This window comes from Rhizobium cauense (assembly GCF_019511525.1).
GTDB classification, from domain to species: domain Bacteria; phylum Pseudomonadota; class Alphaproteobacteria; order Rhizobiales; family Rhizobiaceae; genus Rhizobium; species Rhizobium cauense.
This window is the reverse complement of the sequence record NZ_JAEUAT010000015.1, coordinates 135,994-160,984: the sequence shown is the minus strand read 5'-3', so window position 1 is coordinate 160,984 and position 24,991 is coordinate 135,994. Positions and strand designations below refer to the sequence as shown.

At 59.6% G+C, this 24,991-nt stretch carries 22 protein-coding genes and 1 other RNA gene; 15 read left to right on the top strand and 8 right to left on the bottom strand.

Annotated elements, in window-relative coordinates:
- Positions 1-221: 221 nt before the first annotated feature.
- The 3 genes from ettA to metF all read left to right on the top strand — a co-directional run bounded on the left by ettA (position 222) and on the right by metF (position 3,964).
- Positions 222-1,871 (top strand): energy-dependent translational throttle protein EttA, encoded by a 1,650-nt coding sequence (gene ettA, locus JNB88_RS24365; protein WP_220357661.1) that lies wholly within the window; start codon positions 222-224, stop codon positions 1,869-1,871.
- 166 nt (positions 1,872-2,037) lie between these two features.
- Complete coding sequence (locus JNB88_RS24360; RefSeq protein ID WP_220357660.1) at positions 2,038-3,063, top strand: ArsR/SmtB family transcription factor; 1,026 nt, start codon at positions 2,038-2,040, stop codon at positions 3,061-3,063.
- Position 3,064: 1 nt separating this feature from the next.
- A complete protein-coding gene (gene metF, locus JNB88_RS24355; protein ID WP_220357659.1) occupies positions 3,065-3,964 on the top strand; it encodes a methylenetetrahydrofolate reductase [NAD(P)H] in 900 nt (299 codons plus the stop codon).
- Positions 3,965-4,472: 508 nt separating this feature from the next.
- Here the strand turns inward: metF and JNB88_RS24350 are convergent.
- From JNB88_RS24350 to JNB88_RS24335, 4 genes are all read right to left on the bottom strand, one after another.
- Positions 4,473-5,705, bottom strand: a complete 1,233-nt coding sequence (locus JNB88_RS24350; protein ID WP_220357671.1) for a lytic murein transglycosylase — start codon at positions 5,703-5,705, stop codon at positions 4,473-4,475.
- Positions 5,706-5,787: 82 nt separating this feature from the next.
- Entirely contained in the window at positions 5,788-6,585 is a 798-nt protein-coding gene (locus JNB88_RS24345; RefSeq protein ID WP_220357658.1) for a glycoside hydrolase family 25 protein, read from the bottom strand.
- 131 nt (positions 6,586-6,716) lie between these two features.
- Complete coding sequence (locus JNB88_RS24340; protein WP_220357670.1) at positions 6,717-7,334, bottom strand: class I SAM-dependent methyltransferase; 618 nt, start codon at positions 7,332-7,334, stop codon at positions 6,717-6,719.
- Between the two features lie 50 nt (positions 7,335-7,384).
- Positions 7,385-8,629, bottom strand: coding sequence for a BtaA family protein (locus JNB88_RS24335; protein ID WP_220357657.1), 1,245 nt, complete (start codon positions 8,627-8,629; stop codon positions 7,385-7,387).
- Between the two features lie 171 nt (positions 8,630-8,800).
- Here JNB88_RS24335 and JNB88_RS24330 point away from each other — a divergent pair, with 171 nt between their 5' ends.
- A complete protein-coding gene (locus tag JNB88_RS24330; RefSeq protein WP_220357656.1) occupies positions 8,801-10,186 on the top strand; it encodes a serine hydrolase domain-containing protein in 1,386 nt (461 codons plus the stop codon).
- Here JNB88_RS24330 and JNB88_RS24325 read toward each other — a convergent pair.
- From JNB88_RS24325 to JNB88_RS24315, 3 genes are all read right to left on the bottom strand, one after another.
- Positions 10,180-11,112 (bottom strand): lytic transglycosylase domain-containing protein, encoded by a 933-nt coding sequence (locus tag JNB88_RS24325; RefSeq protein ID WP_220357654.1) that lies wholly within the window; start codon positions 11,110-11,112, stop codon positions 10,180-10,182. The genes JNB88_RS24330 and JNB88_RS24325 overlap by 7 nt on opposite strands.
- 112 nt (positions 11,113-11,224) lie before the next feature.
- On the bottom strand, positions 11,225-11,860 hold the full coding sequence (locus JNB88_RS24320) for a LysE family translocator (protein WP_220357652.1): 636 nt from the start codon (positions 11,858-11,860) through the stop codon (positions 11,225-11,227).
- Positions 11,861-11,919: 59 nt separating this feature from the next.
- Entirely contained in the window at positions 11,920-13,131 is a 1,212-nt protein-coding gene (locus JNB88_RS24315; protein WP_037133112.1) for a pyrophosphate--fructose-6-phosphate 1-phosphotransferase, read from the bottom strand.
- 423 nt (positions 13,132-13,554) lie between these two features.
- On the opposite strand from JNB88_RS24315, the gene JNB88_RS24310 reads away from it, so the two are divergent.
- From JNB88_RS24310 to rnpB, 5 genes are all read left to right on the top strand, one after another.
- Positions 13,555-14,262: a J domain-containing protein gene (locus JNB88_RS24310; RefSeq protein ID WP_220357651.1), complete on the top strand. Its 708-nt coding sequence runs from the start codon at positions 13,555-13,557 to the stop codon at positions 14,260-14,262.
- A complete protein-coding gene (locus tag JNB88_RS24305) occupies positions 14,259-15,023 on the top strand; it encodes an N-acetylmuramoyl-L-alanine amidase (protein WP_220357649.1) in 765 nt (254 codons plus the stop codon). The genes JNB88_RS24310 and JNB88_RS24305 overlap by 4 nt, the downstream gene beginning before the upstream one ends.
- Before the next feature lie 260 nt (positions 15,024-15,283).
- A complete protein-coding gene (locus JNB88_RS24300) occupies positions 15,284-15,802 on the top strand; it encodes a lytic transglycosylase domain-containing protein (RefSeq protein ID WP_220357648.1) in 519 nt (172 codons plus the stop codon).
- A gap of 98 nt (positions 15,803-15,900) precedes the next feature.
- Positions 15,901-17,088: an NAD(P)/FAD-dependent oxidoreductase gene (locus JNB88_RS24295; RefSeq protein ID WP_220357647.1), complete on the top strand. Its 1,188-nt coding sequence runs from the start codon at positions 15,901-15,903 to the stop codon at positions 17,086-17,088.
- 92 nt (positions 17,089-17,180) lie between these two features.
- An RNA gene (rnpB, locus tag JNB88_RS24290) (RNase P RNA component class A) lies at positions 17,181-17,576 on the top strand.
- A gap of 33 nt (positions 17,577-17,609) precedes the next feature.
- Here rnpB and JNB88_RS24285 read toward each other — a convergent pair.
- Entirely contained in the window at positions 17,610-17,804 is a 195-nt protein-coding gene (locus JNB88_RS24285; protein ID WP_220357646.1) for a hypothetical protein, read from the bottom strand.
- Between the two features lie 578 nt (positions 17,805-18,382).
- Here JNB88_RS24285 and mraZ point away from each other — a divergent pair.
- The 6 genes from mraZ to JNB88_RS24255 all read left to right on the top strand — a co-directional run bounded on the left by mraZ (position 18,383) and on the right by JNB88_RS24255 (position 24,972).
- Positions 18,383-18,820, top strand: a complete 438-nt coding sequence (gene mraZ, locus JNB88_RS24280; RefSeq protein ID WP_037133205.1) for a division/cell wall cluster transcriptional repressor MraZ — start codon at positions 18,383-18,385, stop codon at positions 18,818-18,820.
- A gap of 17 nt (positions 18,821-18,837) precedes the next feature.
- On the top strand, positions 18,838-19,863 hold the full coding sequence (rsmH, locus tag JNB88_RS24275) for a 16S rRNA (cytosine(1402)-N(4))-methyltransferase RsmH (RefSeq protein ID WP_220357645.1): 1,026 nt from the start codon (positions 18,838-18,840) through the stop codon (positions 19,861-19,863).
- A gap of 1 nt (position 19,864) precedes the next feature.
- Positions 19,865-20,266, top strand: coding sequence for a cell division protein FtsL (gene ftsL, locus JNB88_RS24270; RefSeq protein ID WP_037133124.1), 402 nt, complete (start codon positions 19,865-19,867; stop codon positions 20,264-20,266).
- Positions 20,267-20,268: 2 nt separating this feature from the next.
- A complete protein-coding gene (locus JNB88_RS24265) occupies positions 20,269-22,014 on the top strand; it encodes a peptidoglycan D,D-transpeptidase FtsI family protein (RefSeq protein WP_220357644.1) in 1,746 nt (581 codons plus the stop codon).
- A 67-nt stretch (positions 22,015-22,081) separates the two neighbouring features.
- Positions 22,082-23,542, top strand: coding sequence for a UDP-N-acetylmuramoyl-L-alanyl-D-glutamate--2,6-diaminopimelate ligase (locus tag JNB88_RS24260; RefSeq protein ID WP_220357643.1), 1,461 nt, complete (start codon positions 22,082-22,084; stop codon positions 23,540-23,542).
- Positions 23,539-24,972, top strand: coding sequence for a UDP-N-acetylmuramoylalanyl-D-glutamyl-2,6-diaminopimelate--D-alanyl-D-alanine ligase (locus JNB88_RS24255; protein WP_220357642.1), 1,434 nt, complete (start codon positions 23,539-23,541; stop codon positions 24,970-24,972). The genes JNB88_RS24260 and JNB88_RS24255 overlap by 4 nt, the downstream gene beginning before the upstream one ends.
- The last annotated feature ends 19 nt before the right edge of the window (positions 24,973-24,991 follow it).

Genomic DNA, 24,991 nt, shown 5'->3' with positions numbered 1-24,991 from the left:
CGGGGGGGAGTGGTCGGGGCTTGAGAGGGTGCCTTATGCGAAGCCGACCAGTTTCCAGCTATTTCGTATCGATCACGCCAAGCTTCAATAATCGCGTAGCGGTGCTCAAATTGCTTGCGCGGCCACAAAAGCCTCGGGTTTTTGCCTGTCGCGCGTTGCTCCTTGGTGCCAATTCGCCTACATAGCGGCAAACTCAAATTCCCGCGCGGAGCGAATTATCAATGGCACGTCAGTTCATCTACCATATGGCCGGCCTCAACAAGGCGTACGGCAACAAGAAGGTGCTGGAGAATATCCACCTTTCCTTCTACCCGGACGCCAAGATCGGTATCCTGGGTCCGAACGGCGCCGGCAAGTCGACCGTTCTGCGCATCATGGCCGGGCTCGACAAGGAATTCACCGGCGAGGCGTGGCTCGCCGAGGGTGCGACGCTTGGCTATCTCGCACAGGAACCGCAGCTCGATGCTTCCAAGACGGTCCTTGAGAACGTCATGGAGGGGGTTGCTCCAAAGAAGGCGATCCTCGATCGCTACAACGAGCTGATGATGAACTATTCCGACGAGACGGCGGAAGAGGGGGCGAAGCTCCAGGACATCATCGACAGCCAGAACCTCTGGGACCTCGAAAGCCAGGTCGAGATGGCGATGGACGCACTGCGCTGCCCGCCCGGCGACTCCTCGGTTGAAAAGCTCTCCGGCGGTGAAAAGCGCCGTGTGGCGCTCTGCCGTCTGCTGCTCGCTCAGCCCGACCTGCTGCTGCTCGACGAACCGACCAACCACCTCGATGCCGAGACGATCGCCTGGCTTGAAAAACATTTGCGCCAGTACCCCGGCTCGGTCCTGATGATCACCCACGATCGCTACTTCCTCGACAACGTCACGGGCTGGATCCTCGAGCTCGACCGTGGTCGCGGTATCCCCTACGAGGGCAACTACTCCGCCTATCTGCAATCGAAGGCCAAGCGCATGCAGCAGGAGGGCCGCGAAGAGGCCTCCCGCCAGAAGGCGATCAGCCGCGAGCAGGAATGGATGGCCGCCAGCCCGAAGGCCCGCCAGGCAAAGTCCAAGGCCCGTATCCGTGCCTATGACGAGTTGGTCGCAGCGGCAGAGGCCCGTCGTCCCGGCGATGCCCAGATCGTTATCCCGGTCGGCGAACGCCTCGGTCAGGTGGTCATCGAGGCCGAGAACCTCACCAAGGGCTATGGCGAGACGGTGCTCATCGAGAACCTCACCTTCAAGCTGCCGCCCGGCGGCATTGTCGGCGTGATCGGTCCGAACGGTGCCGGCAAGACGACATTGTTCCGCATGATCACCGGCCAGGAGAAGCCCGATAGCGGCGAGATCCGCATCGGCGAGACCGTTGATCTCGGATATGTCGACCAGAGCCGCGATGCGCTCGACGGCAACAAGACCGTCTGGGAGGAAATCTCCGGCGGCAACGACATCATCAAGCTCGGCAAGCACGAAGTGAACAGCCGTGCCTATTGCGGCGCCTTCAACTTCAAGGGCGGCGACCAGCAGCAGAAGGTCGGCACGCTTTCCGGCGGTCAGCGCAACCGCGTCCACCTTGCCAAGATGTTGAAGGCTGGCGGCAACGTTATCCTGCTCGACGAACCGACCAACGACCTCGATACCGAAACTCTTGCTGCCCTCGAGGACGCTCTGGAAAGCTTCGCAGGTTGCGCGGTTATCATCAGCCACGATCGCATGTTCCTCGACCGTCTGGCGACGCATATCCTCGCCTTCGAAGGTGACAGCCATGTCGAGTGGTTCGAGGGCAACTTCGAGGACTACGAGAAGGACAAGATGCGCCGTCTCGGCGTCGACTCGATCAATCCGCATCGAGTGACCTACAAGCGCCTGACTCGCTGATTCAAAGAGCGACCCCGGCGATATGGAAGCCCCGGTTTGCCGGGGCTTTTTTTGCGCGCACCTATGTCGTGATCCGAGCAGGTAATTTCGTGAATGGATGGAATTCCAGCTTGCCACGCCCCTTCAAATCACATAAAGATATCTTTATATGTTGATTGGATCGGATATGGGTGAGCCTATCAGACTCGGGCTGGATGCGTTGGTGGACGTCCTCAGGGCGGCCGGCGAACCGACACGTCTGCGCCTGCTGGCGCTGCTGGCCGCAGGGGACCTGACAGTAACCGATCTTACAGAGATCCTCGGCCAGTCCCAACCTCGCATCTCTCGCCACCTGAAGCTGCTTGGCGAGGCGCATCTGATCGATCGCTATCAGGAAGGCGCCTGGGCCTATTTCAGGCTTCGGCAGGATGGCAAGGCCGCAATACTTGTACGCGGCCTGCTGGCGCATGCCTCCGAGAACGATCCCGTAATTCTGCGTGACAGCGAGCGCCTTTCTGCCGTCAAGCGTCATCGCGCCGAGCGCGCCCAGGCCTACTTCAGCCGCAATGCCGCGGAATGGGATGAGCTTCGTCGCCTGCACGCTGCCGACGAAGAGGTCGATGCCGCTGTCATTCGCCTGCTCGGCAGCCAGCCGATTGACTCTCTTCTGGATCTCGGCACCGGGACGGGGCGCATTCTAGAGCTGCTGTCCGGCCTCTACCGCCGGGCAATCGGTGTGGATGCCAGCCGCGACATGCTGAGCGTGGCGCGCGCCAATCTCGACAAGTCAGGGATCACCAAGGCATCGGTCCGTCATGCCGATATTCTGAACCTGCCGTTCGAGGCGCAGGATTTCGACGTCGTGACGATCCATCAGGTGCTGCACTTCTTCGATCAGCCGGAAATCGCGATCGGCGAGGCGGCGCGCATGCTGCGCCCTGGCGGGCGGTTGCTTATCATCGATCTGGCCCCGCACGGGTTGGAATATCTTCGGGACGAGCATGCACATGTTCGCCTCGGCTTTTCGCACCAGTCCATGTCTGACTGGTTGCGCAAGGCCGGGCTGGACGTCGAGCAGGTCGTCGATCTTCATCCGGGTCATCAGAGCGGGCAGGGACTTACCGTCACCGTCTGGCTTGCGCGCGACCCCAGGCGCCTTATGGCTTCCGCCGCAGGCGAAGGCGCCGAACCTATATTTGCCGGGAGAGAATGACATGGCTTTGAACAGCGACGCGCGCCGCAAGATCGGCATTTCCTTCGAATTCTTTCCGCCGAAGTCGGAAGAGATGGAAGGACAGCTGTGGAATACGGTCAACGAGCTGCAGGACTGGGACCCGGACTTTGTATCGGTGACCTACGGCGCCGGTGGGACGACCAAGGCACCAACGCTGGCAACGGTTTCTCGCTTCATCGCCGAAACGCCGCTTGCCACGGCATCGCATCTTACCTGCGTCGGTGCGACGAAGGATGAAACCCACAGCGTCATCGACAGCTTCCGCAAGGTTGGCGTGAAGCATTTCGTGGCGCTTCGCGGCGACGCGCCAGGCGGTGTCGGCGCGCCATACCAGCCGCATCCCGGTGGCTATGCAAATGCGGCGGCGCTGGTTGCCGGCCTGCGCGAGATCAGTGATTTCGAGATCTCTGTTTCTGCCTATCCCGAAAAGCATCCGGAGAGCCGCGATACGGCTGCAGACATCGATATGCTGAAGCAGAAGGCGGACAACGGCGCGACCCGCGCGCTAACGCAGTTCTTCTTCGACAACGACACTTTCGAGCGCTATCTCGAAAAGGTGCGGGCTGCCGGCATCACTATTCCAGTTGTGCCGGGCATCATGCCGATTCAGAACCTCACGCAGCTCAAGCGCTTTGCCGGTGCGTGCGGCACTGTTATCCCGGGCTTCCTGGATGAGCGTTTTGCTGGCTTTGACGACAAGCCCGAGGATCGGGCGAAGGTGGCTGCTGAGGTTGCCGCCGAGCAGATCGAGGATCTGGCCCGCCGCGGTCTGACTGATTTTCATCTCTATACGATGAACCGCGCGCCGCTCGTTTCGGCCGTGCTGACCAATCTCGGCTTCACGCGGGAAGGCGCCAAGAAGGCTGGCGCCGCCGCATAGGCAGGTCGCATCGCGAGACAAAAAGAAAAGCGCATCTCCTCGTGGGATGCGCTTTTCCGATTCATTGAACTGTTTCGCTACTCAGGAGTCTCGGTACTGTTCTGTTGTCACGACGTTTAGATGAAAAGCATTGTCAATACGAATGCAAACGCCGCGCTGACCAAAAGGACATTCAAGGATTGTGTAAGCCCCATGTCTGTCTCCTCGCGTTAACGGTGCGATAATATGTCGTGATTGTGTCGCTTGGAAAGCGGATTTTATGTTGCGCTGCGGCGAAAATGTCACATTTTCAGCGTGTCGATAAAGCTAATAAGCTGAAATCAAAAGAGAAAATGCCGTGGAAAAATATTCACAGATTTTAACTCTCCGTTAAAGTCGGCGATCCGGCCTTCACACTTTCGGCGAGATGAAGGCTTCGCGTGAAGCGATTGAAACCACGGGACAATCCATGAAAACGAAAAGGCCGGGTACGAAACCCGGCCTGAAAGCGCATTGCCCGGAGATGTGATCAGAGCGAGTTGAGAAGTGTCGGTGTTGCCCAGCCGTCGGCAGGCATTCCGAGACGCTGCTGCTCCTTCTGGATGGCGACGCGGGTGCCCGAACCCAGGATGCCGTCGACCTTTCCAACGTCATGGCCGAGCGTCCCAAGCTTCGTCTGCAGTTCCTTCATCTGGTCGTTGGAAAGCCCCTGTTCGGGAGTACCCTTCAGATAAGTCTCAGCACCGGCGAGACGGGTCGCAAAGTAGGCGGCCGAGGTCGTGTAGATGAACGACTTGTTCCATTCGAGATAGATCTGGAAGTTTGGATAGGCGATGAACGTCGGGCCGAGGCGACCCTGCGGCAAAATCAGGTCGCCGTGGAGGTTGCCGAAGCTCGTATTGCCGTCGCGCGGCTTGACGCCAAGGGCAAACCACTCGCCGGCCGTCAGAGGGCCACCAAGGCCAGATTTCTCCCAGGGGAGATTCTCTGGCAGCGTCACCTCCTGGATCCACGGTTGGCCCTTCTGGAAGCCCAGATGCTGGATGAACTTGGCCGCCGTGAGGATCGCATCCGGGGCGCTTTGCTTGAGGCGCACATGGCCGTCACCGTCACCGTCCATGCCATAGGCAATGATATCGCGGGGCAGCATCTGCACCTGACCGATCTCACCGGCCCAGGCACCTGTGTTGGCCGCCGGGTCGAGGTCGCCATGCTGTACCATCTCGATAAGCGCAATCAGCTGCGGGCGGAACAGTTCCGGCCGGCGGCAATCATGCGCAAGGGTCACGAGGGCGTTGCGGGTATTGAAATCGCCCTGCACCGCGCCGAAATCGGTCTCCATCGCCCAGAAAGCGGTGATGACGCCTGCCGGTACACCAAACTCCTGCTCGGCGCGGGCGAAGACATCAGCGTACTGCTTCATCTTCTGGCGGCCGATGTCGAGGCGAGCCTGGCTGACGGTGCGTTGTGAGAATTCCAGGAAGGTCTGCTTGAAGACTCCCTGCGCGCGGTCGCGGCTCAGGACCTTGGGGTCGATCTGTGCGCCTTCCAGCGCCTTGTCTGCAGCTTCCGCAGTTGCACCGGCTGCAATTGCCTCCGCTTTTACGCCGGCCAGAAAGTCGGAAAGATCGCCGTCGCATGCCGCAGCTGGCGCCTGCGAAGCCGGTGCACTCGGCGCCGGCGTCTGCGCGGCGGCGCCGGTGGCAAGGCCGGCGGCAAAAAGGAGTGCAAGTGCCGTGCGGCTTGCGGGCGAGCGGTACATGGTTTCGATCCTCGTCATCAAATGGAATTTCCTCGATTTCCCAAATGATTGTGACGGAAGCAAGAAAGACCAGCGGACGTTACTAAGAATTTGTGTCCTTGGAGACCGCGGCTACCCAATTGTGCCAGTTCTGCGCCGAGCCGGCGAAGACGTTGATGTCGGTGGGGCCCTTGATGCCCGGCACAACACCCGTCGATGTATACTGCCAGAACGCCCAGCGACGGTCGGCATAGGTCACTTCCGGGTGCTTGGCGACAGAGCGCACCCAGAAGTGGTAATCCTGGAAGTAACCGACGAGATTCTCGCGGTGGAAATCGACCGACGTGTAAATGATCGGTCGCTTGCCATAATAAGCCTCGAGGCGGTTCAAGAAGCGTTGGAGCTGAACGCGGACGGTTGCCGGATCAGGACGCAAGCGGCACGTCTTCGACTCCGCGTTCCACTCGACATCGAGCACTGGAGGCAGGCGCATCGAGTCCTTCGGCACGTTGCTGATGAACCAGTCTGCCTGTTCGTCGGGCGTGGAGCAGAAATAGTAGAAATGATAGGGCGCGTGCGGGATGCCGACGGCGCGTGCGCGCTGCCAGTACTCATTGAAACGAGCATCGATCCGGTCCTTGCCTTCGGTCGCCTTGATGAAGGCGAAAGCGACTCCGGAATTCTTGACCGTCTGCCAGTCGATATCTCCCTGCCACTTCGACACGTCGATACCGTGAACAGGGTGCTTCTCCGGATGCTTTGATCCGAAGTCCTGAGGATCGGTGTCCTTGAAGCGCGTTTTCGGCTTTACCGACGCTGTTTCGAGATAATCATAGCCCGCTGCGGTGCACCCGGCGAGCATGGCGGCCAACGGCAAAACGCAAAACAAGAGCCGGCGCATAGGTGTTCCGTCGTGAAACGAATGATCTTTTTGCCCCACAGCTTGACCTTCGTGATAGACGCGTCCAGCAGAGGAATGTCCCCTCTATTTTTCATATCAACGTAAAAATTCGGTTAGTTTCAAGCGAAATATCAGCACTTGCTTGTAAGAACGGCACGCCAGGCATAGCCGCCTCCGACCGTCTCGAAGGTCAGTCGTGCTTGCTTTTCAGAGGCTTGAGACTCGAGAACCTGTCGCAGATCGGCGCGTGGCGTGACGTGAAATTTTTGCAGCCAGGCCTTGAGAATTCGGGAAAACCAGCGGGGGAGGCGCTCCTGCTGCCCAAAATCGACGATGTGCAACTCGCCGCCGGGGGGCAATGCCGCCAAGGCTGAGTCGATTGCTCGTTCCCAGTCCGGGATCATCGCCAGCGCATAGGAGATCAGGATGCGGTCGAAGCCGGTGACGCCGAATTCGTGGGCTGTGAAGGCGGTGGCGTCCGCGACGCGAAAGTTTGGAACGGTATTTCTGCCCTCAAAGGTCTTGCGGGCTGAGATCAGCATCTCCTGAGAGATGTCGAGGCCGTACAGGTGGGCTTGCGGGTAGCATTTGTGTGCTAGTGCGAGGTTGCGGCCTGTTCCGCAGCCAACCTCCAGCAGCGTGCCTCCGACCGGGACGTTGAGATCGCGGATCGTCTGGTCGCGTCCGAGCAGGTAGTACTTGCGCGTCAGATCGTAGATATGGCGCTGATATCGGTACATGCCGTCCATGAGGGCGGCATGGCCATCGCCCTTTGCAAGGGCATCGGTGTCGACGCCGCTCACGCGTTCTTCCCGTAGATATGGAAGCCGCCATAGATCGCCGACCGGTCAAGCGCTGTGAGTTCGCGCGAACGTTCTTCCACATAAGTCCACTGATTGCGGATCGCCGGCGACAGACGTCCTTCGATGATGCTCTTCTCGGCAGCCGTGCGGAAAATCACCCGGGCGCCCTCGCGGGCGGTGCGGCTGATCTCCGCCCACAGATCGTTGAGCTGCTGATCGGTCATCCAATCCTGCGCGTCGAGCAGGATATAGCGATCGCGCGACGCAGCTGGTTCGCCGGCAAGCAGCTCGGTGAAACTTGCATGATGGACCGTAACTCTATCGACGTTGGCGCGGATCGCTTCGTAGTTCGCCGGTTCGAGATAGGTCGGAAGCGGGCCTTCTCCCTTCGGCGCGTAGCGGCGACCGAAGGCCTGCCAGGCAAAGTAGTTTTCCTGCATCGGGAAATGACAGGCGAGCTTCTCCAGACGATAACGAAGCACCGGAGCGATTGATTGATCGGCAGCGAGGCTTGCCAGCTCGTCATACTGCTGCGGCGGGATGCCGAGGCCGAACAGCGAGCTCTTGCGGCCGGTGATCCAGCGAACGATGGGCTTGTCGAAGAGCGGTGCGATCCTGTCATCAAAGAACTGGCGCTGTTCACGCAACGAGCGCGTCTTCGTCATCTCGGTGAGATCGACGCCGTGCAGGCGGGCGAGAAGGTGGGCTGCGCCGATGAACCGACCGAGGAGGCCTGTTTCATAGATGTTGCGATTGAAAACCGTAACGCGTCGACGGCCGAACTTTCTGCCATTCCAGTAGTTCCGAGTCGTCTCGTCGAGGTTGGCTGCGAGGAACTGGTCAAACGCGTGGCTGTTCGACGTTTCGCGTGGCGAGGCGAGGAAGCGAACGAGGTCGGCGTGTCCAGGCAGGTGACGGAATGCAGCAAGCTTCAGGCGATTGAGAGCGATATGATGCGGATTGAGATCCACGACATCGATCGAGGCCGGGCTTTTGGAGAGATAGGCGAGCATGTTGCAGCCGCCCGAGCCAATCGTCACGATGCGATGATGGGGCTCAAGCTCCATTGCCAACATGTCCAGATCAGGATCTTCCCAGATCTGCGGATATACGAGGCCAGAAAACAGCAGACCGAAGAGCCGTTCGGAAAAGCCGGCCTTGGAGAAGGCATTGTGGCGGAGAAGAGCTGCCTTGAGTTTCCGGTTCTTGCGGAAGCCGGCATCCGGTGCAAATTCCGTCATGTGAGTCTTTCACCCTTTTAGCGTTCAGGGCGTTTAGCGCGTCGGCACTACAGTTTGATGACGCCGGCTGTGGGCAGGTCCGCCGGCGGTGGAAATCGGAAACCATTGGCGTATTGGGGTCTTTCGCGTTCCGGGCTTTCCTGCTTCTCTTACGTGTAGGGAGGATCGCCTATGCGATTTTTGCTGCGTTTCCTGAAGTCAGTGGCTCTTCTGCTGGTCGTCATCGTCGCGATGGGTGCGGCCTGGCTCTATGTCAGCCCACCAGAATTGCTGCGGGTAGGGGACGGCTATGCGGCCAAGATCATTTGCTCGAACGTATTCCTTGCGGGGCGGGATCCCCAACAGGTGCTCTATGAGGACGTTCAGGCGCCGGGGAATCCGTTGCTGAGGCTGGTGCGGGTGGCTGTCGACGAGCAGGAGAAGCGTGTGACTGCTCGCATCCTCGGGCTCTTTGCGCCTGGCTATGCGATCTACCGCGGCGCGCTCGGCTGCAGCAGTGTGCCGGACGGGGACTTTACGGCGGCTGCGGGCGCCGTGCCAGAGGTTGCCGCGACCCCGAGCCCGCAAAACGAGGCGATATGGCCGGATGGCAATGCTGTCGCGAAGGCCAATGACAGCCGTGTTGAAGCACTGCTTTCGAACAGCAGTCTGACGGGGCCGGCGGTCCGAGCGGTCGTCGTTGTTCAAAACGGTCGTATCATCGGCGAACACTACGGCGATGGCTTCGGGCCGACCGCGCCGCTGACGGGCTGGTCGATGACAAAGACGGTCAATGCCGCGATTGTCGGACGGCTGATGCAAGACAACAAGATCGCGTTTGATGATGCCGCGCTCCTGCCACAGTGGCAGGGAGGCGACCATGCTGCGATCAAGCTCAGCGATCTCCTGGGCATGGAGAGCGGACTGGCCTTCAACGAGAATTACGGCACGGTCGCCGACGTGACACGCATGCTCTACCTCGATGCAGATATGACGGCGCTGCCGGCGAGCCTGCCACTGGAGGCAAGCCCCGGCGAGCGCTTCAACTATTCGAGCGGTACATCGGTTCTGATCTCGAAGATCTGGATGAACAGGATTGGCAACTTGCAGACGGCACTCGCCTACCCGAAGACTGCGCTGTTCGATCCGCTAGGCATGTCGAGCGCCGTGCTGGAGGTCGATGCACGCGGGACCTTCGCCGGCAGTTCCTACCTCTACGCCACGGCACGGGATTGGGCCCGTTTCGGCCAGTTCCTCCTTCAGGACGGCGTCTGGAACGGGCAAAGGTTGCTACCGGAAAAGTTCATGGCGGCGATGAGGACGCCGACCGTCTCATCCGCAGGCAAATACACCCAGGCGCAGGCCTGGCTTGCAGCACCTGGCGGCGACAGCAGCGCCGCAGCTGGCCTTCCCGACGATACCTTCTGGATGGAGGGGCACGATGGGCAGAGTGTTGCTATCGTGCCGTCCGCGAAGCTTGTGGTCGTGCGGCTCGGGCTGACGCCGAGCTGGCTTCGCTACAAGCCGCAGATACTGGTGAAGGAGCTTCTCGAGGTGCTGTCCGACAGTGCTCAGTAATTGCCGTGGGCGATGTTGTCCATGCCCTTGCGCTTGGCATCATAGTAGTAGCCACGCGCATAGAGGCGGATCGCATCGTCTTCGCTGTTGTCGGAGACGAGCCATGCGCCGCGGAGGTACTTGGCGGCATATTTGATGTTGGTTTCGGCGTCGAACAAGCCAGCAGGCTCACCATCGTAGCCCATCGACTTGGCCGTGTTGTACTTGATCTGCATCAGGCCGAAGTAGCCACGCTTGTTATAGGCCTTCGAATTGTAACGGCTTTCCCGATGTACGACACGGTGAAGCAGCGACGCTGGCACTTCGTAGAGCTTCGAGTACTTGTCGATGATCTTGGTGATGGCGCTTTTCTCGACTGTCGGTGCTCCATCATCGTCGCTGTCGCTGAACATGGGCGGAGCGGCCGGCGGGTCGGACGGGCCTGATGTGTCGAAGCCGTAGTCCATCATTGGATGCGGAGTCGTGTCGATCGCGGAGAGTGCGGCGATCGCGCTGCCTGCCTGAGGCGTTGCTGCAAAGGCGAGCTGCGTCGATGGGGAAGGCGTGCCCGGGCGCGGGATTGGGACAACGGACTGGATAGCCGTCATCTCAGGCGTAAGCGGGATCTCCGCGTATCCCGTTGCGGCAGTCGGCTCGGCCTGGCCGCTCAACTGGGAAGGATCGGTAGTCGGCATGGCCGGTGCGGCCAGCGCAGTCGCTGTCGGGTCGGTGGCTGTGAGCATCGCCGTTTCGGTCCCGCCCTCTCCGGCAGGCACGGCTGCGAGTGTGGCATCCTCGCCTGGCTTTGGCGTCGGAACAACGGTCTGCACTGCGGTCAATTCCGCCGTCGATGTGTATTCGACGCTCGTGCATCCAGCAACAACGCCGCAGAGCATCGTGGAAACGACGAGACTGCGTTTCAGGCCGGAAAAACCGATCGCTACCATACTCTCACTTTCGTGAATCGCCGCCCCGGCAGCGTCAGAAGTTACCAAGAACCTTAAGCCCGGATTTCGCAATTAACCTATTCGTTGCTTTGCTGCAACCCACTGAAAATATTTACGCGGCGATGCGCCGGTAGCCGGCCGTTACGGCGCCGGCCGCAATGAGCAATGTGCCGCCGGTGCGGTTGACGGCGCGCTGTACGCTTGCCTTGCGGATAAGGCCGCGAGCCGCATTGGCAGCAAGTGCGTAAACCGAGGCATTGATGGTTGCCAGCACGAGGAACGTTGCTTCCATAATCAGCATCTGGCCGAAAAAAGGCTTCGATGGATCCAGGAACTGCGGAACGAAAGCGACGAAGAACACAATGCTCTTGGGGTTGAGCGCCGTGACGACATAGGCGTGAAGAAAGACCTTCAGGGACTTCTTTTCCGGCAGGTTGTCGTTGTCGGCCATCGGTTCGGAGATCACCGGCGCCCGCCAGAGTTTGATGCCGAGCCAGATAAGATAGGCGCCGCCGACCCACTTCAGTACGGTGAACAGCGTTGCGGAAGCCGCGAGCACCGCTCCCAGTCCGAAGAGCGATGCGGTCATTGCGGTAAAGTCGCCCAGCGCAACGCCAGTGACGGTCGCGAGCGCCGTCTTGCGTCCGTGGCCAAGCGCGTAGGAAACGACGAGGAGGATCGTCGGGCCTGGAATGGCCAGCATGATGGCTGACGCAGCAGCAAAAGCGAACCAGGCTTCGAGCGACATGGAATCTCCTCCTATTCCTTTAGGAAACAAGCAAAGACACCATATCGACCCTCAGTCAATCACGCTGCCTGGTATTTCTGGCCAATCGTATCCATGACTTCGCCGAACCACTTGGTGGATATGTCGAAGGCCTTGCCACCCTTGATGCGGGGGAATTCGATTGTCCGAAGCTTGCCATTCTGCGCTTCATCGTGACCGGTGACGCCGGAAACCTTGTTCAGAGCGCTTTCGACCGCAAGGTCGGTCATGCTCTGGATAAGGCGAAGGTCGTCGGCATTGGCCGGGGCCGAACGGGCAAAGTAGCCGGACTTTTGCACGAGCGAGCGCTCGGCATTGATGAGGCCGGCAAACTGCTTCTGGAACCAGCCGCCGACATTGATCGTGTCGATCTTCACATGTCCGAACGCGTCGCGCTTGACAGTTTCTCCCGCCGCTTCGCGCTCCGCGACGATGGCGTCGAGGCAGGCGCCTTCCGAGACGAATACCGTAGCGTGACCTGTGCGGTCGATGATCTCCTTCAACCGCGCCGCTTCTGCATCCAGGTCGAATGCCATTTCCGGCAGATAGACCGCGTCGATGCTCTTCATCTTGGCGTTGGTCATCAGCCCGTCGACATATTCATAGTTCTTCGTTCGCTGCAGATAGGCGCGGGCAGTTGCCGCTGTAAGCCAGCCGCAATGACGCCCCATCACTTCATGGATGATAAGGGTGCGCGGTGCCGCCGTCTGCTCGTTGCTGACATTGTCGAAGAAGTGTGCGCCCACTTCGGCGGCCGTCCATGCGCCGAGCGACTGGCGGATCGGAACGACGTCGTTGTCGACGGTCTTGGGCAGACCGACGACCGTCAGGTTGTAGCCATTGGCAGCGAGATACGCTGCAAGGTCGGCGGCAGTGGTGTTTGTGTCGTCGCCACCGATGGTATGCAGAATGGTGACGCCGTCGTTGGCAAGACGTTCGGCGGCAACGCGCAACGGGTTTTCGCCTTCCTTGACCAGGCCGCGCTTTACGCAGTCGGCAGCGTTGGTGAGCTTGACGCGGCTATTGCCGATCGGCGACCCGCCGTAACGGTGGAGAAGTGGCGCTTTCTCCCGCATGCTTCCCGTGATCTGGATGCTGTCTCCGAGGAGCACGCCCTGATAGCCGGAGCGATAGGCAACGAGCTCGATATCGGGCGCCACATCACTGTAGCGTTCGATCAGTCCGCCGACCGCGGACGACAGACAGGGTGCCAGGCCTCCAGCCGTGAGCATTGCGACTTTCTGTTTGGCCATGATCCCTCCAATGTCTCGTATCAGTGCAGCTGTGTGCCGCTTACCTAACGCATGGATGCGACAGGGGAAGGGGCATGTAAAGTGTAGTTATTGTGAAAATCTCGTCCCAAACGGCGAAGGTGGATGGAAGCGGAGATATAATCGTTTCAAGCTCCGGATAGCTGTTCAGATGGATTGTGGAAATCCGCCCCAGGGGCGAGGCCCGGCTGTCTTCAAGCGCGTGTTTGTCGTCAGGACTGGCACCACAGCAGCCTATCCTTTCGTGTCATATGACACCATGCGAATGCCGCGTATGCTTGGACATGCAAGCGACAATTACCGAATTGTGAAAGCTGTATTCGCCCCAACGACCAATCGCCGCCTTGCAAACGGAGTCTTTATTTGGTCAAGGTGTTTCACACTATTTGCACTGCGAGAGACCTTATGTCCTTCTGGGAAAAACTGCTGAATGCCATTGGCAACACCGCGGGCAACGTCCTTTCGGCGGTGGTGGAGGCTATCAGGACAGTTTTCGAGGGTGATCCCGAGACGCGCCGCAAGGTTGCGTTCTCCGTTGCGATCATCGCTCTCTCGGCGAAGATGGCCAAGGCGGACGGAATCGTCAGCGAGAAGGAAGTGAACGCGTTCCGCGAGATCTTCGAGTTTCCGCCGGAGCAGGCGAAAAACGTCGCACGCCTTTACAATCTGGCGCGTCAGGATGTTGCCGGCTACGAGGCCTATGCGGAGAAGCTCTCCTCCCTTTGCGTCACTTGCGCTGCCAACTGCCCGGTGCTGGAGGAGGTTCTTGACGGCCTGTTCCATATCGCCAAGGCAGATGGGCTTATTCATGAGAAGGAACTCGCGTTCCTGCGGCATGTGGCTGAAATCTTCCACATGAATGAGGAACACTTCGACAGGATTGCTGCGCGTCACGTCTCCGCTGGCCGCGATCCCTATAAGGTACTTGGTGTTTCGCCTTCCGATGATTTCACGACGATCCGCCGCCGCTACCACGGTCTCGTCAGCGAACATCATCCGGACCGGTTGATTTCGCGGGGCGTTCCGGCCGAGTTCCATGCCATAGCAAATGAGCGCATGGCCGCTCTGAATGCAGCCTACGAGGCGATCGAGAAGGAACGCCGCGCAGCATGACCTCTTTCGAGGCTGACTACCGGAAGGCCGTTGTTCGTCCCTCGCCAAATCACGGCGAGCGTGCAGGCGGGCGCAAGCCGGATATGATCCTTCTTCATTATACGGGCATGCCGACGCCAGATGGAGCGTTGGAGTGGCTCTGTCGCGACGAGAGCCAGGTTTCGAGCCACTATTTCGTGCAGGAGAACGGCGAGGTTCTTCAACTCGTGCCGGAGGCGCGCCGTGCATGGCATGCGGGCAAAAGCTATTGGCAGGGTGAGGCCGATATCAACTCTTTGTCGATCGGTATCGAGATCGCCAATGCGGGTCATCCCGGCGGGCTTCCGGAGTATCCCCAAGAACAGATTCAGGCGGTCATCGAATTGTGTCGCGATTGCGGCCAACGTTGGTCCATTGCCCCTGAAAGGGTGCTTGGACACTCCGATGTCGCACCTATTCGCAAGGTGGATCCGGGGGAAAAATTTCCCTGGGGAGAACTCCATAGGGCTGGTATAGGGCACTGGGTTGAGCCCAGCCCGATTGCCGGTGGAAGATTTTTCCAACGCGGTGATAGTGGCCAGCCGGTCGAAGCCCTGCAGTCGATGCTTTCACTTTATGGTTACGCGACTGAAATAACAGGTGAATTCTCCGACAAGATGGCCGGCGACATCGAGGCGTTTCAGCGCCATTTTCGCCCGGCCCGAATCGATGGGATCGCGGACTTTTCGACGATAGACACGTTGCACCGTTTGCTGGCGTCGCTTCCTCATTACTCCTCATAAGTAGTACTTTTAAGCGGGTGCCGATTCCCACGATTTCGGGAGTTTGCTGCGCCGCCACATCATTTCCCTATTATCTCCTCATTGCGATGGTCTAACGCCAATCGTCGAACGGCGCCGCTTGTCTTGTTTGGGGTTTTGAGCGGCCGTCAATTGAAACAAAAAGAATTGCTGCAGAATATCTAATGTATGTCTGCCGCATATGGCCGGATTGTTATTTAATTTTCATCCGGAAATTCTTTGGGTCGGAGTATTTAGACTGCATGAAGAAGGTAATTTCTGCTGCAGTGTGCGCGAGCGCACTGCTGATGGGTATCAATTGCGCCTTTGCGGGCGAATGGGGCGCAAGATCTCAGACGCTTCCTTTGAAGACCGTTGATCGTACAAGCGGCTACGCGATGCCGGATTTCGCGGCCAACAAGTATTCTGCTCTCATTGTCAAATACGCAAACGAGTACAATGTGCCCGTCGAGCTCGCTCACGCGGTGGTGCGAGTTGAAAGCAACTTCAATCCAAACGCACGCGGCAGCGCGGGTGAGGTCGGCCTCATGCAGATCAAGCCGGCAACGGCGAAGATGATGGGTTATGTCGGGACGAAAAAGGGCCTGTTCGATCCCGAGACGAATATCAAGTTCGGCATGAAGTATCTTGCTGCCGCACATGAGCTCGGTGGCGGTGCGACCTGCGACACGATCCTGAAGTACAATGCCGGTCATGGCGCTACCCGCATGAATCCGGTCTCCAAGGCCTATTGTGGCAAGGTCTTGGCAATGATCGACTGATCATCCGAAAGTGCTTGTTCGAGAATCCTTTCGAGCGGGCACTTAAGATTATGAATCAGCTTGCCGACTGTGTTATCCGACCTCAAACGAGGTGACATATGACAGTTGATTTCAAGGTGATCATCGTCGGACGCGGAATGATGGGCGCGGCTGCGGCCCGCCATCTTTCCGGTATGATTGAAGGTGTAGCGCTCATCGGTCCCAGTGAACCGATCGAGCGCAAGAGCCATCACGGCGTTTTTGCCAGTCACTATGACGAGGCCCGCATCACGCGGACCTTCGACGACAATATGGTCTGGGCGACACTGGCGACGCGCTCGCTCGACCGCTACAGGGACATTGAAGCGAAAAGCGGCATTTCCTTCTTCTCGGAAGCGGGTTGTCTGTTTGCCGGACCGCCGCCTCAACCTGGCCAGGGATATCTCGGGCGGGCACTGCAGATCAGCGAGGCGCTCGATCTCGACGTCGAAACATTGACGCCGGCGGCCTTGCGCGACCGCTTTCCGCAGTTCGCGATCGATCCCTCCTTTAACGGTTATTTCGAGGCTCGGCGTGCGGGTCACGTCAATCCACGCGCACTGGTTCGCGCTCAGACCCGGCTTGCCGAGCAGGGCGGTGTGACAGTCATCGATGCCACGGTTGCCTCGGTTTGCGATGAGGGGGCTTTCGTGGAAGTCCACGCTGGCGGTACACGCTACACAGCGGAGCGTGTGCTGGTTGCCGCCGGCGGGTTCAGTAACTTCGGTGACCTTCTGCCAGCTCCAGTGGATATTCGCGTCGCGGCGCGCACCGTCGCTTTCTTTGAACTCGGCGATCGCGAGATGTCGGTCTTCGCGAACATGCCGTCCGCGATCGTCTTTGGCGAGCGTGACGAGGACCACGTCTACATCCTGCCGCCCGTGCGCTATCCCGACGGAAAGACTTATTTGAAACTCGGCGGGGACCTGGAAACACGCTCATTCAAGACGCTCGAGGATGTTGGGGCCTGGTTTCGGTCTGACGGCGATCCGGCTGAGCGCGACCTTCTGGTAAGTACCGCGCTTCAACTCATGCCATCATTGGCTGGGTGCCCGACAAGTTCGGCGCCGTGTGTCGCGAGCTTTACGGCAAGCGCGTATCCCTATGTGGGATATACGGATTCGCCGCGAATCGCTGTACTCACTGGCGGCAATTTCGTCGCCGCGAAATCGTCGGATGAGCTTGGCCGCCTCGGTGCGGTCGTTATGACGCAGGGTTGGCTCGGTGCCGAGGACTTCGGCCGAGAGTTGACGCCTATTTTCCGTTAGGCAGGGTCGTTTCGACAAGGCGTCGCGGTATTACGGGTCGGGTACAGACATTTCAGTGGAATTCCGGTTTGGTCTCCGCTAAGGGAGCCGTGCCAGTTGGCCGGGCAGCCGCGCTTTACCAATGCCGAAAGGCGGTAGGGTGAGGAAAGTCCGGGCTCCACGGAAACACGGTGCCGGATAACGTCCGGCGAGGGCGACCTCAGGGAAAGTGCCACAGAAAGCAAACCGCCTGCCTCGGCAGGTAAGGGTGAAAGGGTGGGGTAAGAGCCCACCGCATCTCCGGTAACGGCGATGGCAAGGTAAACCCCACCGGGAGCAAGACCGAATAGGGATGACGTGGGAGGCGAAAGCCTTCCGGCTGGTTTCCAGGTCAGTCATCCGGGTGGGTTGCGTGAGGCAGCGTGCGAACGTTGTCCCAGAGGAATGGCTGCCACGTTCCGGCTTCGGCCGGGGCCATACAGAACCCGGCTTACAGGCCAACTGGCGAATTCACTTTACGAAATGAGGGCCCCGGATCGTCGTCAGTGCGCGGTGGGCGCCTTAGTCAGACATTCTTCGCAGGTGGTGCTGCTGCGGGCAAGAATCGACCAGCGCTTGAATATCTTTCCGCAGGAGTCGCACTGAATGTCGGTTGTCATGCCCGACTGCGAGAGCGGAATACGCTTTCCTGCCTCGAAGCGTCCGTACAGAAGCCCCTTTAATGTGAAGTTTGTCATGGCATTACTCCACTATTACTTATTTAGAGATCGATAATATGTGGCGACATCGAATTAATTCAATTCTCCGGGGCATTACTATTTTGCACGTGGTCACCTCCGAAGAAGGCGCCCTCCTACCTCGAAATGGATAGTCGCGATGTAGCTATATGTGGGTGGCAGCGGAGATCGAATTCGGTAACAAGGCGCCGCCGCGTCAAGCCACTGTTTAACATCACTTATTTGCATGTTTCGTTATGGAGCAACCGTTGTTGCCGCAGCCGTGTCGGCGTGACGCCGATCCGCGTTCCGTACTGTAATCCTAACCCTTTGTTAAACTTAACAGCTTATAAATTTTCGATACTGCGCTCATCGTGAGACGGGCGTTTCCCATTGACGCCCATATGGTCCCATGTTATCCCATTCATGCACTGCGCAAGGGCAAGTAGGTGCCCACCAATCGCAAAGCCAAGGTGTCTTCCGATCCGGAAGCGCTGGATGGGATCTCGCCCATTCGGCTCGCGAAGCTGTGCCTGAATTTCGAGGTTCCGGGCTTTTGAGTTCCGTCCGGGCTCTTTCGGGAACGGATGTTTCGTGTCATGAGCCGCTTCCTTTCAAATGCGACCAACAGAATCGATTCCAAGGGCAGGGTTTCCGTGCCGGCGGTATTTCGATCCGTGCTGGCGCAGCGCAATGTTCAGGAGCTTTATTGCTTCCAGGACTTTGTGTTCCCGGCGATCAGTATTGGCGGTCCGGATCTCCTGGAGAGGTTCGAACGTCAGATTTCTGCGGAGGATCCGTTTTCGCCGGACGCCAACGAGATGTCGCTTCTCATTCACGGGGGCGGTATCTTCATGAAGCTCGACGCGGAAGGTCGGCTGATGGTCACGGATTTCATTCGCGACTTCACCGGTATCTCGGACGAGGTGACCTTCGTCGGTCGGGCGGATCATTTTCAGCTGTGGCAGCCGCAGGCATTTCAGGCTGCTCAGATGCAGGCACGAGGAGGGCGTCGGCTGGCGGGCAGGCGTTCCTAACAATACGAGGGAACGGAATGGCGGCGAATCCTGGCGGAGATTCAACTGATGCCGGTGGCGGACCGGTTCGCCACATTCCGGTTCTTCTCAACGAGGTTCTGGCTGCTCTGGAGCCGCTCCCGGGCAAGGTCATTCTGGATGGCACCTTCGGTGCGGGTGGTTACACCTCTGCCATTCTAGGCGCTGGCGCGGATGTGATCGCTCTGGATCGGGATCCAACCGCTATCGCGGCCGGTCAGGCCCTTGTCGCCGATAGCCGGGGTCGCCTGAAGCTCATCCACTCTCAGTTCTCTCAATTGGCCGAGTGTTCTCCTTCCGAAGGGCTGGATGGGGTCGTGCTTGATATCGGCGTGTCGTCGATGCAGATCGATGAAGCGGATCGCGGCTTCTCGTTTCAGAAGAATGGTCCTCTGGATATGCGGATGTCGGCGGCGGGAGTTTCCGCAGCTGACGTAGTCAATCGCGCCAAGGTGGCGGACCTGATCCGCATCTTTCATTTTCTCGGAGAGGAAGGTCAGTCGCCGCGTATCGCGCATGCGATCGAAAAGCGGCGTGCCGAGAAACTCTTCGAAACGACGCGTGACCTGGCCGGCCTTATCGAACTCGTCACGCCCCGAAAGATGAAGGATAAGATTCATCCGGCGACGCGCGTCTTTCAGGCGCTCAGGATATTCGTCAACGATGAGCTCGGTGAACTGGCGCAGGCACTCTTTGCCGCTGAACGGTCCCTGAAGCCCGGTGGACGTCTTGTTGTCGTGACCTTCCATTCGCTTGAAGACCGCATCGTCAAGACGTTCTTCTCTGATCGCGCAGGCAAGGCTTCGGGCTCGCGCCATCTGCCTGTTGCGCACGAGCGCGCGGCGACCTTTGAACGGATTGGCAAGCCGATGGTCTCGGCAAGCGAGGCCGAAGCCACTGTGAACCCGCGGGCGCGGTCTGCGAAGCTGCGGGCAGGGCTGCGCACTGCCGCGCCCGCCGAAGCGGCGGATGTTTCCATCTTCGGACTGCCGAATCTGGCAAGTCTCGGAAAGGTCGGAGCCTGATATGTTGAGAACCTTGGACCTCATCCTGGTCGGTGTCATGACGGCTGCTGCGGCTGTTACCTACACGATCAAGCATCACGCGGAGCTCAAACTCGAGGAGGTTCATCGCCTCGAGGCGGAGATCAAGCTCGAGAAGGACACCATCGATCTGTTGAAGGCTGATTGGGCCTTGCTGTCCCAGCCGAACAGACTCGAGCGTCTCGTCAACAATTATAACGGCGAACTTCAATTGCAGCCGACGGCGTCCACCTCTCTCGTTCATGCCAGAGAGTTGCCAATGCTGAAGTCGCAGGTTCCCGTGCCCGACATTGCCGAGGCGAAGGCCGGCACCAAGGCAAAGCCCAAGGCAGTGGCGCCGCAACCCGAAGAAGAAGACCTGATGGCAACCGGATCGGTGGAGTAGAGATGTCATTTCTTTCACGCATCATGGTCTTGAAGAGCCAGGCGCATTTTTCGGCAGGCGCCTATGGCCGTCTTGGTGGGGGCAGCCTACCGATCGAGGGGTCGCGAAAGAAGCGGGCCGGACAGGCCAAGAGCCGCGTCGGGCTTTTGATTGTCGGCTTTCTTGGGGTCTATTGCGTCATCGGCGGGCGTCTCGTGGAGTATGCAATCCGCGACCCTGATGTCGTGTCCAGCATCCTGCCGCCAGACCGCCTGATGGCGTCGCGGCCGGATATTCTGGACCGAAACGGAGAGGTCCTCGCCACCGACATCCGCACGGTCTCGCTCTTCGCCGAGCCGAACAAGGTCGTTGATGCCGATGAGGCCGTCGAGAAGCTTGCGACGGTCCTTCCGGATCTCGATGTGAAGGGCACCTACAAGAAGCTCGCAAACCGTACCTCGCACTTCGCCTGGCTGCGTCGCCAGCTGACGCCGAAGCAGCAGAGCCAGATCTTGGCGCTCGGCATTCCGGGTATCGGTTTCCGCCCGGAGAAGCGTCGCTTTTATCCCGGTGGTCCGACCGCCGCGCACATTCTGGGCTACGTCAACATCGACAACCGCGGCGTTGCCGGCATGGAAAAATACATTGATGATCAGGGTCTTGCCGACCTTGCCTCAGTCGGGATGACAAGCGATCAGCCACTCGAACCGGTCCGGCTGTCGATCGACGTTCGCGTTCAGAACATCGTGCGCGATGTCGTCGTCAACGCCGTCAAGAATTACGAAGCCAAGGGCGCCGGCGCTGTTGTCCTCGATATTCATACCGGCGAAGTGCTTGGAATGGCGTCGGCGCCTGATTTCGACCCCAACAACCCGCTGGAGGGCGCCAAGGAGGGTTGGCTGAACCGCATGTCGAACGGCACGTTCGAGATGGGATCGACCTTCAAGACGTTTTCCGTGGCAATGGCACTCGACACCGGCAAGGTTAGCCTCAACGACAGCTTCGATGCCACGAAGCCGATCCGCATCGGCGGGTTCACGATTCACGACTTCCATGGTCAGCGCCGCTGGCTGACTCTGCCGGAAGTGTTCCAGTACTCGTCGAACGTCGGTACGGCGCGCATCATCGACATCGTCGGCATGGACGCCCAAAAGGACTACCTGACCAAGCTCGGCCTTCTGACCAAGATGAAGACAGAGCTTCCTGAGGTGAAGATGCCGAGCCAGCCGAAGGTCTGGAAGAAGATCAACTCGATCACGATCTCATTCGGTCACGGTGTCTCGACCACGCCGCTGCAAACGGCAGTCGCCGGCGCAGCGCTTGTCAACGGTGGCAAGCTGATCGAGCCGACGTTCCTGCCGCGCACGCGCGAACAGGCTGATGACGTTGCAGAGGTGGTGGTCAAGCCGAGCACCAGCGAAGATGTCCGCTACCTCTTCAAGCTGAACGGCGTAAAGGGCTCCGGCCGCAACGCCGATGTGCCCGGATTCAGCGTCGGCGGCAAGACCGGCACGGCCGACAAGGTGGTCAACGGTCGCTACGCGACGAACCTCAACTTCAACGCCTTCCTCGCGGCATTTCCGATGGACAATCCGCGGTATGTCGTGCTGACCTTCTGCGACGAGCCGCACAACGGCGAGAAGGGTCAGAACATTGCCGCATTTACGGCAGCGCCGATGGTGAAGAACATCATTGCCCGCGCAGCGCCAATTCTCGGTGTGGAACCGAAGTTCGGTGACGACGGATCGGCCATGTTGGTGTCTTATTGAGTCTGAATGAATGTCGGAGCCGATTCGCCACCGGGGCGCGGCGGCTTGAGAAAGAAAAGTACATTCGATGAACTTGCGAGACATCGCCGGAAATGCATTTCCGGAACTTGAAGATCAATTGGCCGGGTCTGTCGGGGCGCTGGCGGTTTCCGGCATCTCGCCCGATAGCCGCAAGATTGAACCCGGAATGGTGTTCGTGGCTGTTGCCGGTACGAAAGCTGACGGTGCCGGCTTTATTGCGGATGCGGCGAAGCATGGTGCGGTTGCGGCCGTTGCCTCCCAGAGCATTGACGCTTCCATCCCCGTGCTTGTCGTGAAGGATCCACGCCGGTTTCTTTCAATCGCTGCCTCGCGCTTCTACGGAAAGCAGCCGGAAACGATGGTCGCCGTAACGGGTACGGCCGGCAAGACATCCGTTGCCTCGTTTACGCGACAGATATGGGCTTATGCCGGACATCCGGCTGCGATGATCGGCACGACGGGGGTCGTCTCGCCCACGCGCAACGAATACGGCTCGCTGACGACGCCGGATCCGGTTTCGCTGCACAAATTGCTGGCGGATCTGTCCGGCGAGGGCGTCACGCATGCCTCGATGGAGGCTTCGAGCCATGGTCTCGATCAGAGCCGCCTCGATGGCGTCAAGCTCGCAGCGGCTGCCTTTACCAACCTCGGCCGCGACCACATGGACTACCACCCGACCATAGAAAGCTATATGGCGGCCAAGATGCGGCTGTTCGATACTCTGCTTCCGAAGGGCGCGCCGGCGGTGATCTTCGCCGACGACGCATGGTCGGAGCAAGCGGTCAAGGCTGCGCGCGATGCTGGCCATGATGTCCGCACCGTGGGCCGCAAGGGCGACTACCTGACGCTCAAGCGCGTCGAGCATTTCCGTCACAAGCAGGTGGCCGAGATCCATGCTGGCGACGAGATCTTCGAGGTCGATATTCCGCTTGCTGGTGATTTTCAGGCCGCCAATGCTCTCGTGGCGGCTGGCCTTGCCATGTCGACAGGCGTGCCGGCAAAGGTTGCCATGGCCGCGCTTGAGAAGCTGCAGGGCGCATCCGGGCGTCTCGAGCTGGTTGGTCACACCAAGGATGGCGCGCTCGCTTACGTTGACTACGCGCACAAGCCGGACGCGCTCGCCAATGTCCTGGAGTCCGTTCGGCCATTCACCACCGGCCGCGTGATCGTCGTATTCGGCTGCGGTGGCGACCGCGACCGCGGCAAGCGTCCAATCATGGGCGAGATTGCCTGCCGCCTGGCCGATGTGGTGATCGTGACGGACGACAACCCGCGCTCCGAGGAGCCTGCCTCCATTCGTTCCGAGATCATGGCGGCAGCAGGCTGCGCAAGCGAAATTGGCGACCGCGCCGAGGCGATCCGCACGGCAGTCGGGATGCTGAAATCCGGCGACACGCTGATCGTTGCGGGCAAGGGACACGAGGAAGGGCAGACGATAGGGAGTGTGACGCTGCCATTTTCGGATCATGCCGAATTGCGTAAGGCTTTGGAGGAGCTGAAACCGTGAACTGGCTTTGGACGACGGAAGACATGATTGCCGCCATGGCAGGGCGGCCGTTCGGCACTTTGCCTGAGGGCATCACCGGCATTTCCATCGACAGCCGCTCCGTTGCGTCCGGCGAAGCCTTCTTTGCGATCAAGGGCGACCGCGTCGACGGCCACGACTACGCCTCGATGGCAATGGCCAACGGGGCTGCCCTTCTCGTCGTCAGCGAAGCCCGTCTTCCAGCAATGGGCCGCCTCACCGTTCCGATGATCGTCGTCGAGGATGTGCTGGCGGCGCTCGGCAAGCTCGGACAAGCTGCCCGTGCCCGTTCGCGCGCACAGATCATCGCCGTCACCGGATCGGTCGGCAAGACGACAACGAAGGAGATGTTGCGGCGGGTCTTGTCTCCATCGGGCAAGGTTCATGCTTCCGTCGCCTCTTTCAACAATCATTGGGGCGTGCCGCTCACGCTCGCCCGCATGCCGCTCGATACCTACTTCGGTGTCTTCGAGGTGGGCATGAACCATCCGGACGAGATCCGCCCTCTGGTCAAGATGATCCAACCGCATGTCGCGGTGATCACGACGATCGCCCCGGCCCATCTCGGCAATTTCAAGAGCATCCGGGAAATCGCGACCGCGAAGGCCGAGATCTTCGAAGGGGTGGTGCCGGGCGGCCAGGTCGTCCTCAACAGGGACAACGATCAGTTCAACTTCCTGGAGCGCACGGCTCAGGCTTGTGGCATCCAGCACATCCATTCCTTCGGCCAACATGCGAAGGCTGATTTTCGCCTGGCGGAGTTCAACGGTTCCGACCAGAGTTCGACGCTTTGGATCACCATCGACGGCGATACCAAGGAAGTCGCGATCGGCGCGCCGGGCCGCCATATTGCAGAGAATGCATTGGCAGCCCTTGGGGTTGTGACGCTCGTCGGTGCCGATATGAGGCAGGCGATCGGTGCGCTTGCGACGCTCCAGCCGGAGAAGGGCAGGGGGCGCCGCCATCGACTTGCGATCGACCGCGGTGCCTTCACGGTCATCGACGAGAGCTACAACGCCAATCCGGCGTCCATGCGGGCGGCGATCGCTGTGCTTGCGAGTTCCATGCCCACGGGCGTTGGGCGCCGCATCGCGGTCCTTGGCGATATGCTTGAGATGGGAGACTACGCGCAGAGGGTCCATTCGGATCTGGCGGGGCCGCTGCTTGCCTCCGGTATCGAGCACGTCTGGCTCGCCGGCCCCGAAATGGCTGCATTGAAGGAATCGCTCCCGGAGAGCGTGCAGGTCGTCCACTACGAGAAGACCGAGGAACTTGCAGAATATGTATTGAACGCTGTCGCGGCTGGCGACGTGCTGATGGTAAAATCGTCACTGGGCATCGGTTTCGGCAAGATCGTCGCCGCGCTCCTTGACAAATTCCCGCCATTTGCCGACACGCAACGCGATTTTTGAGCGGGTAAACAAGGGGCCC

Coding starts and splice junctions, on each gene's coding strand:
- ettA (WP_220357661.1), top strand. CDS start 222: ATGGCACGTCAGTTCATCTACCATATGGCCGGCCTCAACAAGGCGTAC.
- JNB88_RS24360 (WP_220357660.1), top strand. CDS start 2,038: ATGGGTGAGCCTATCAGACTCGGGCTGGATGCGTTGGTGGACGTCCTC.
- metF (WP_220357659.1), top strand. CDS start 3,065: ATGGCTTTGAACAGCGACGCGCGCCGCAAGATCGGCATTTCCTTCGAA.
- JNB88_RS24350 (WP_220357671.1), bottom strand. CDS start 5,705: ATGTACCGCTCGCCCGCAAGCCGCACGGCACTTGCACTCCTTTTTGCC.
- JNB88_RS24345 (WP_220357658.1), bottom strand. CDS start 6,585: ATGCGCCGGCTCTTGTTTTGCGTTTTGCCGTTGGCCGCCATGCTCGCC.
- JNB88_RS24340 (WP_220357670.1), bottom strand. CDS start 7,334: ATGGACGGCATGTACCGATATCAGCGCCATATCTACGATCTGACGCGC.
- JNB88_RS24335 (WP_220357657.1), bottom strand. CDS start 8,629: ATGACGGAATTTGCACCGGATGCCGGCTTCCGCAAGAACCGGAAACTC.
- JNB88_RS24330 (WP_220357656.1), top strand. CDS start 8,801: ATGCGATTTTTGCTGCGTTTCCTGAAGTCAGTGGCTCTTCTGCTGGTC.
- JNB88_RS24325 (WP_220357654.1), bottom strand. CDS start 11,112: ATGGTAGCGATCGGTTTTTCCGGCCTGAAACGCAGTCTCGTCGTTTCC.
- JNB88_RS24320 (WP_220357652.1), bottom strand. CDS start 11,860: ATGTCGCTCGAAGCCTGGTTCGCTTTTGCTGCTGCGTCAGCCATCATG.
- JNB88_RS24315 (WP_037133112.1), bottom strand. CDS start 13,131: ATGGCCAAACAGAAAGTCGCAATGCTCACGGCTGGAGGCCTGGCACCC.
- JNB88_RS24310 (WP_220357651.1), top strand. CDS start 13,555: ATGTCCTTCTGGGAAAAACTGCTGAATGCCATTGGCAACACCGCGGGC.
- JNB88_RS24305 (WP_220357649.1), top strand. CDS start 14,259: ATGACCTCTTTCGAGGCTGACTACCGGAAGGCCGTTGTTCGTCCCTCG.
- JNB88_RS24300 (WP_220357648.1), top strand. CDS start 15,284: ATGAAGAAGGTAATTTCTGCTGCAGTGTGCGCGAGCGCACTGCTGATG.
- JNB88_RS24295 (WP_220357647.1), top strand. CDS start 15,901: ATGACAGTTGATTTCAAGGTGATCATCGTCGGACGCGGAATGATGGGC.
- JNB88_RS24285 (WP_220357646.1), bottom strand. CDS start 17,804: ATGACAAACTTCACATTAAAGGGGCTTCTGTACGGACGCTTCGAGGCA.
- mraZ (WP_037133205.1), top strand. CDS start 18,383: ATGAGCCGCTTCCTTTCAAATGCGACCAACAGAATCGATTCCAAGGGC.
- rsmH (WP_220357645.1), top strand. CDS start 18,838: ATGGCGGCGAATCCTGGCGGAGATTCAACTGATGCCGGTGGCGGACCG.
- ftsL (WP_037133124.1), top strand. CDS start 19,865: ATGTTGAGAACCTTGGACCTCATCCTGGTCGGTGTCATGACGGCTGCT.
- JNB88_RS24265 (WP_220357644.1), top strand. CDS start 20,269: ATGTCATTTCTTTCACGCATCATGGTCTTGAAGAGCCAGGCGCATTTT.
- JNB88_RS24260 (WP_220357643.1), top strand. CDS start 22,082: ATGAACTTGCGAGACATCGCCGGAAATGCATTTCCGGAACTTGAAGAT.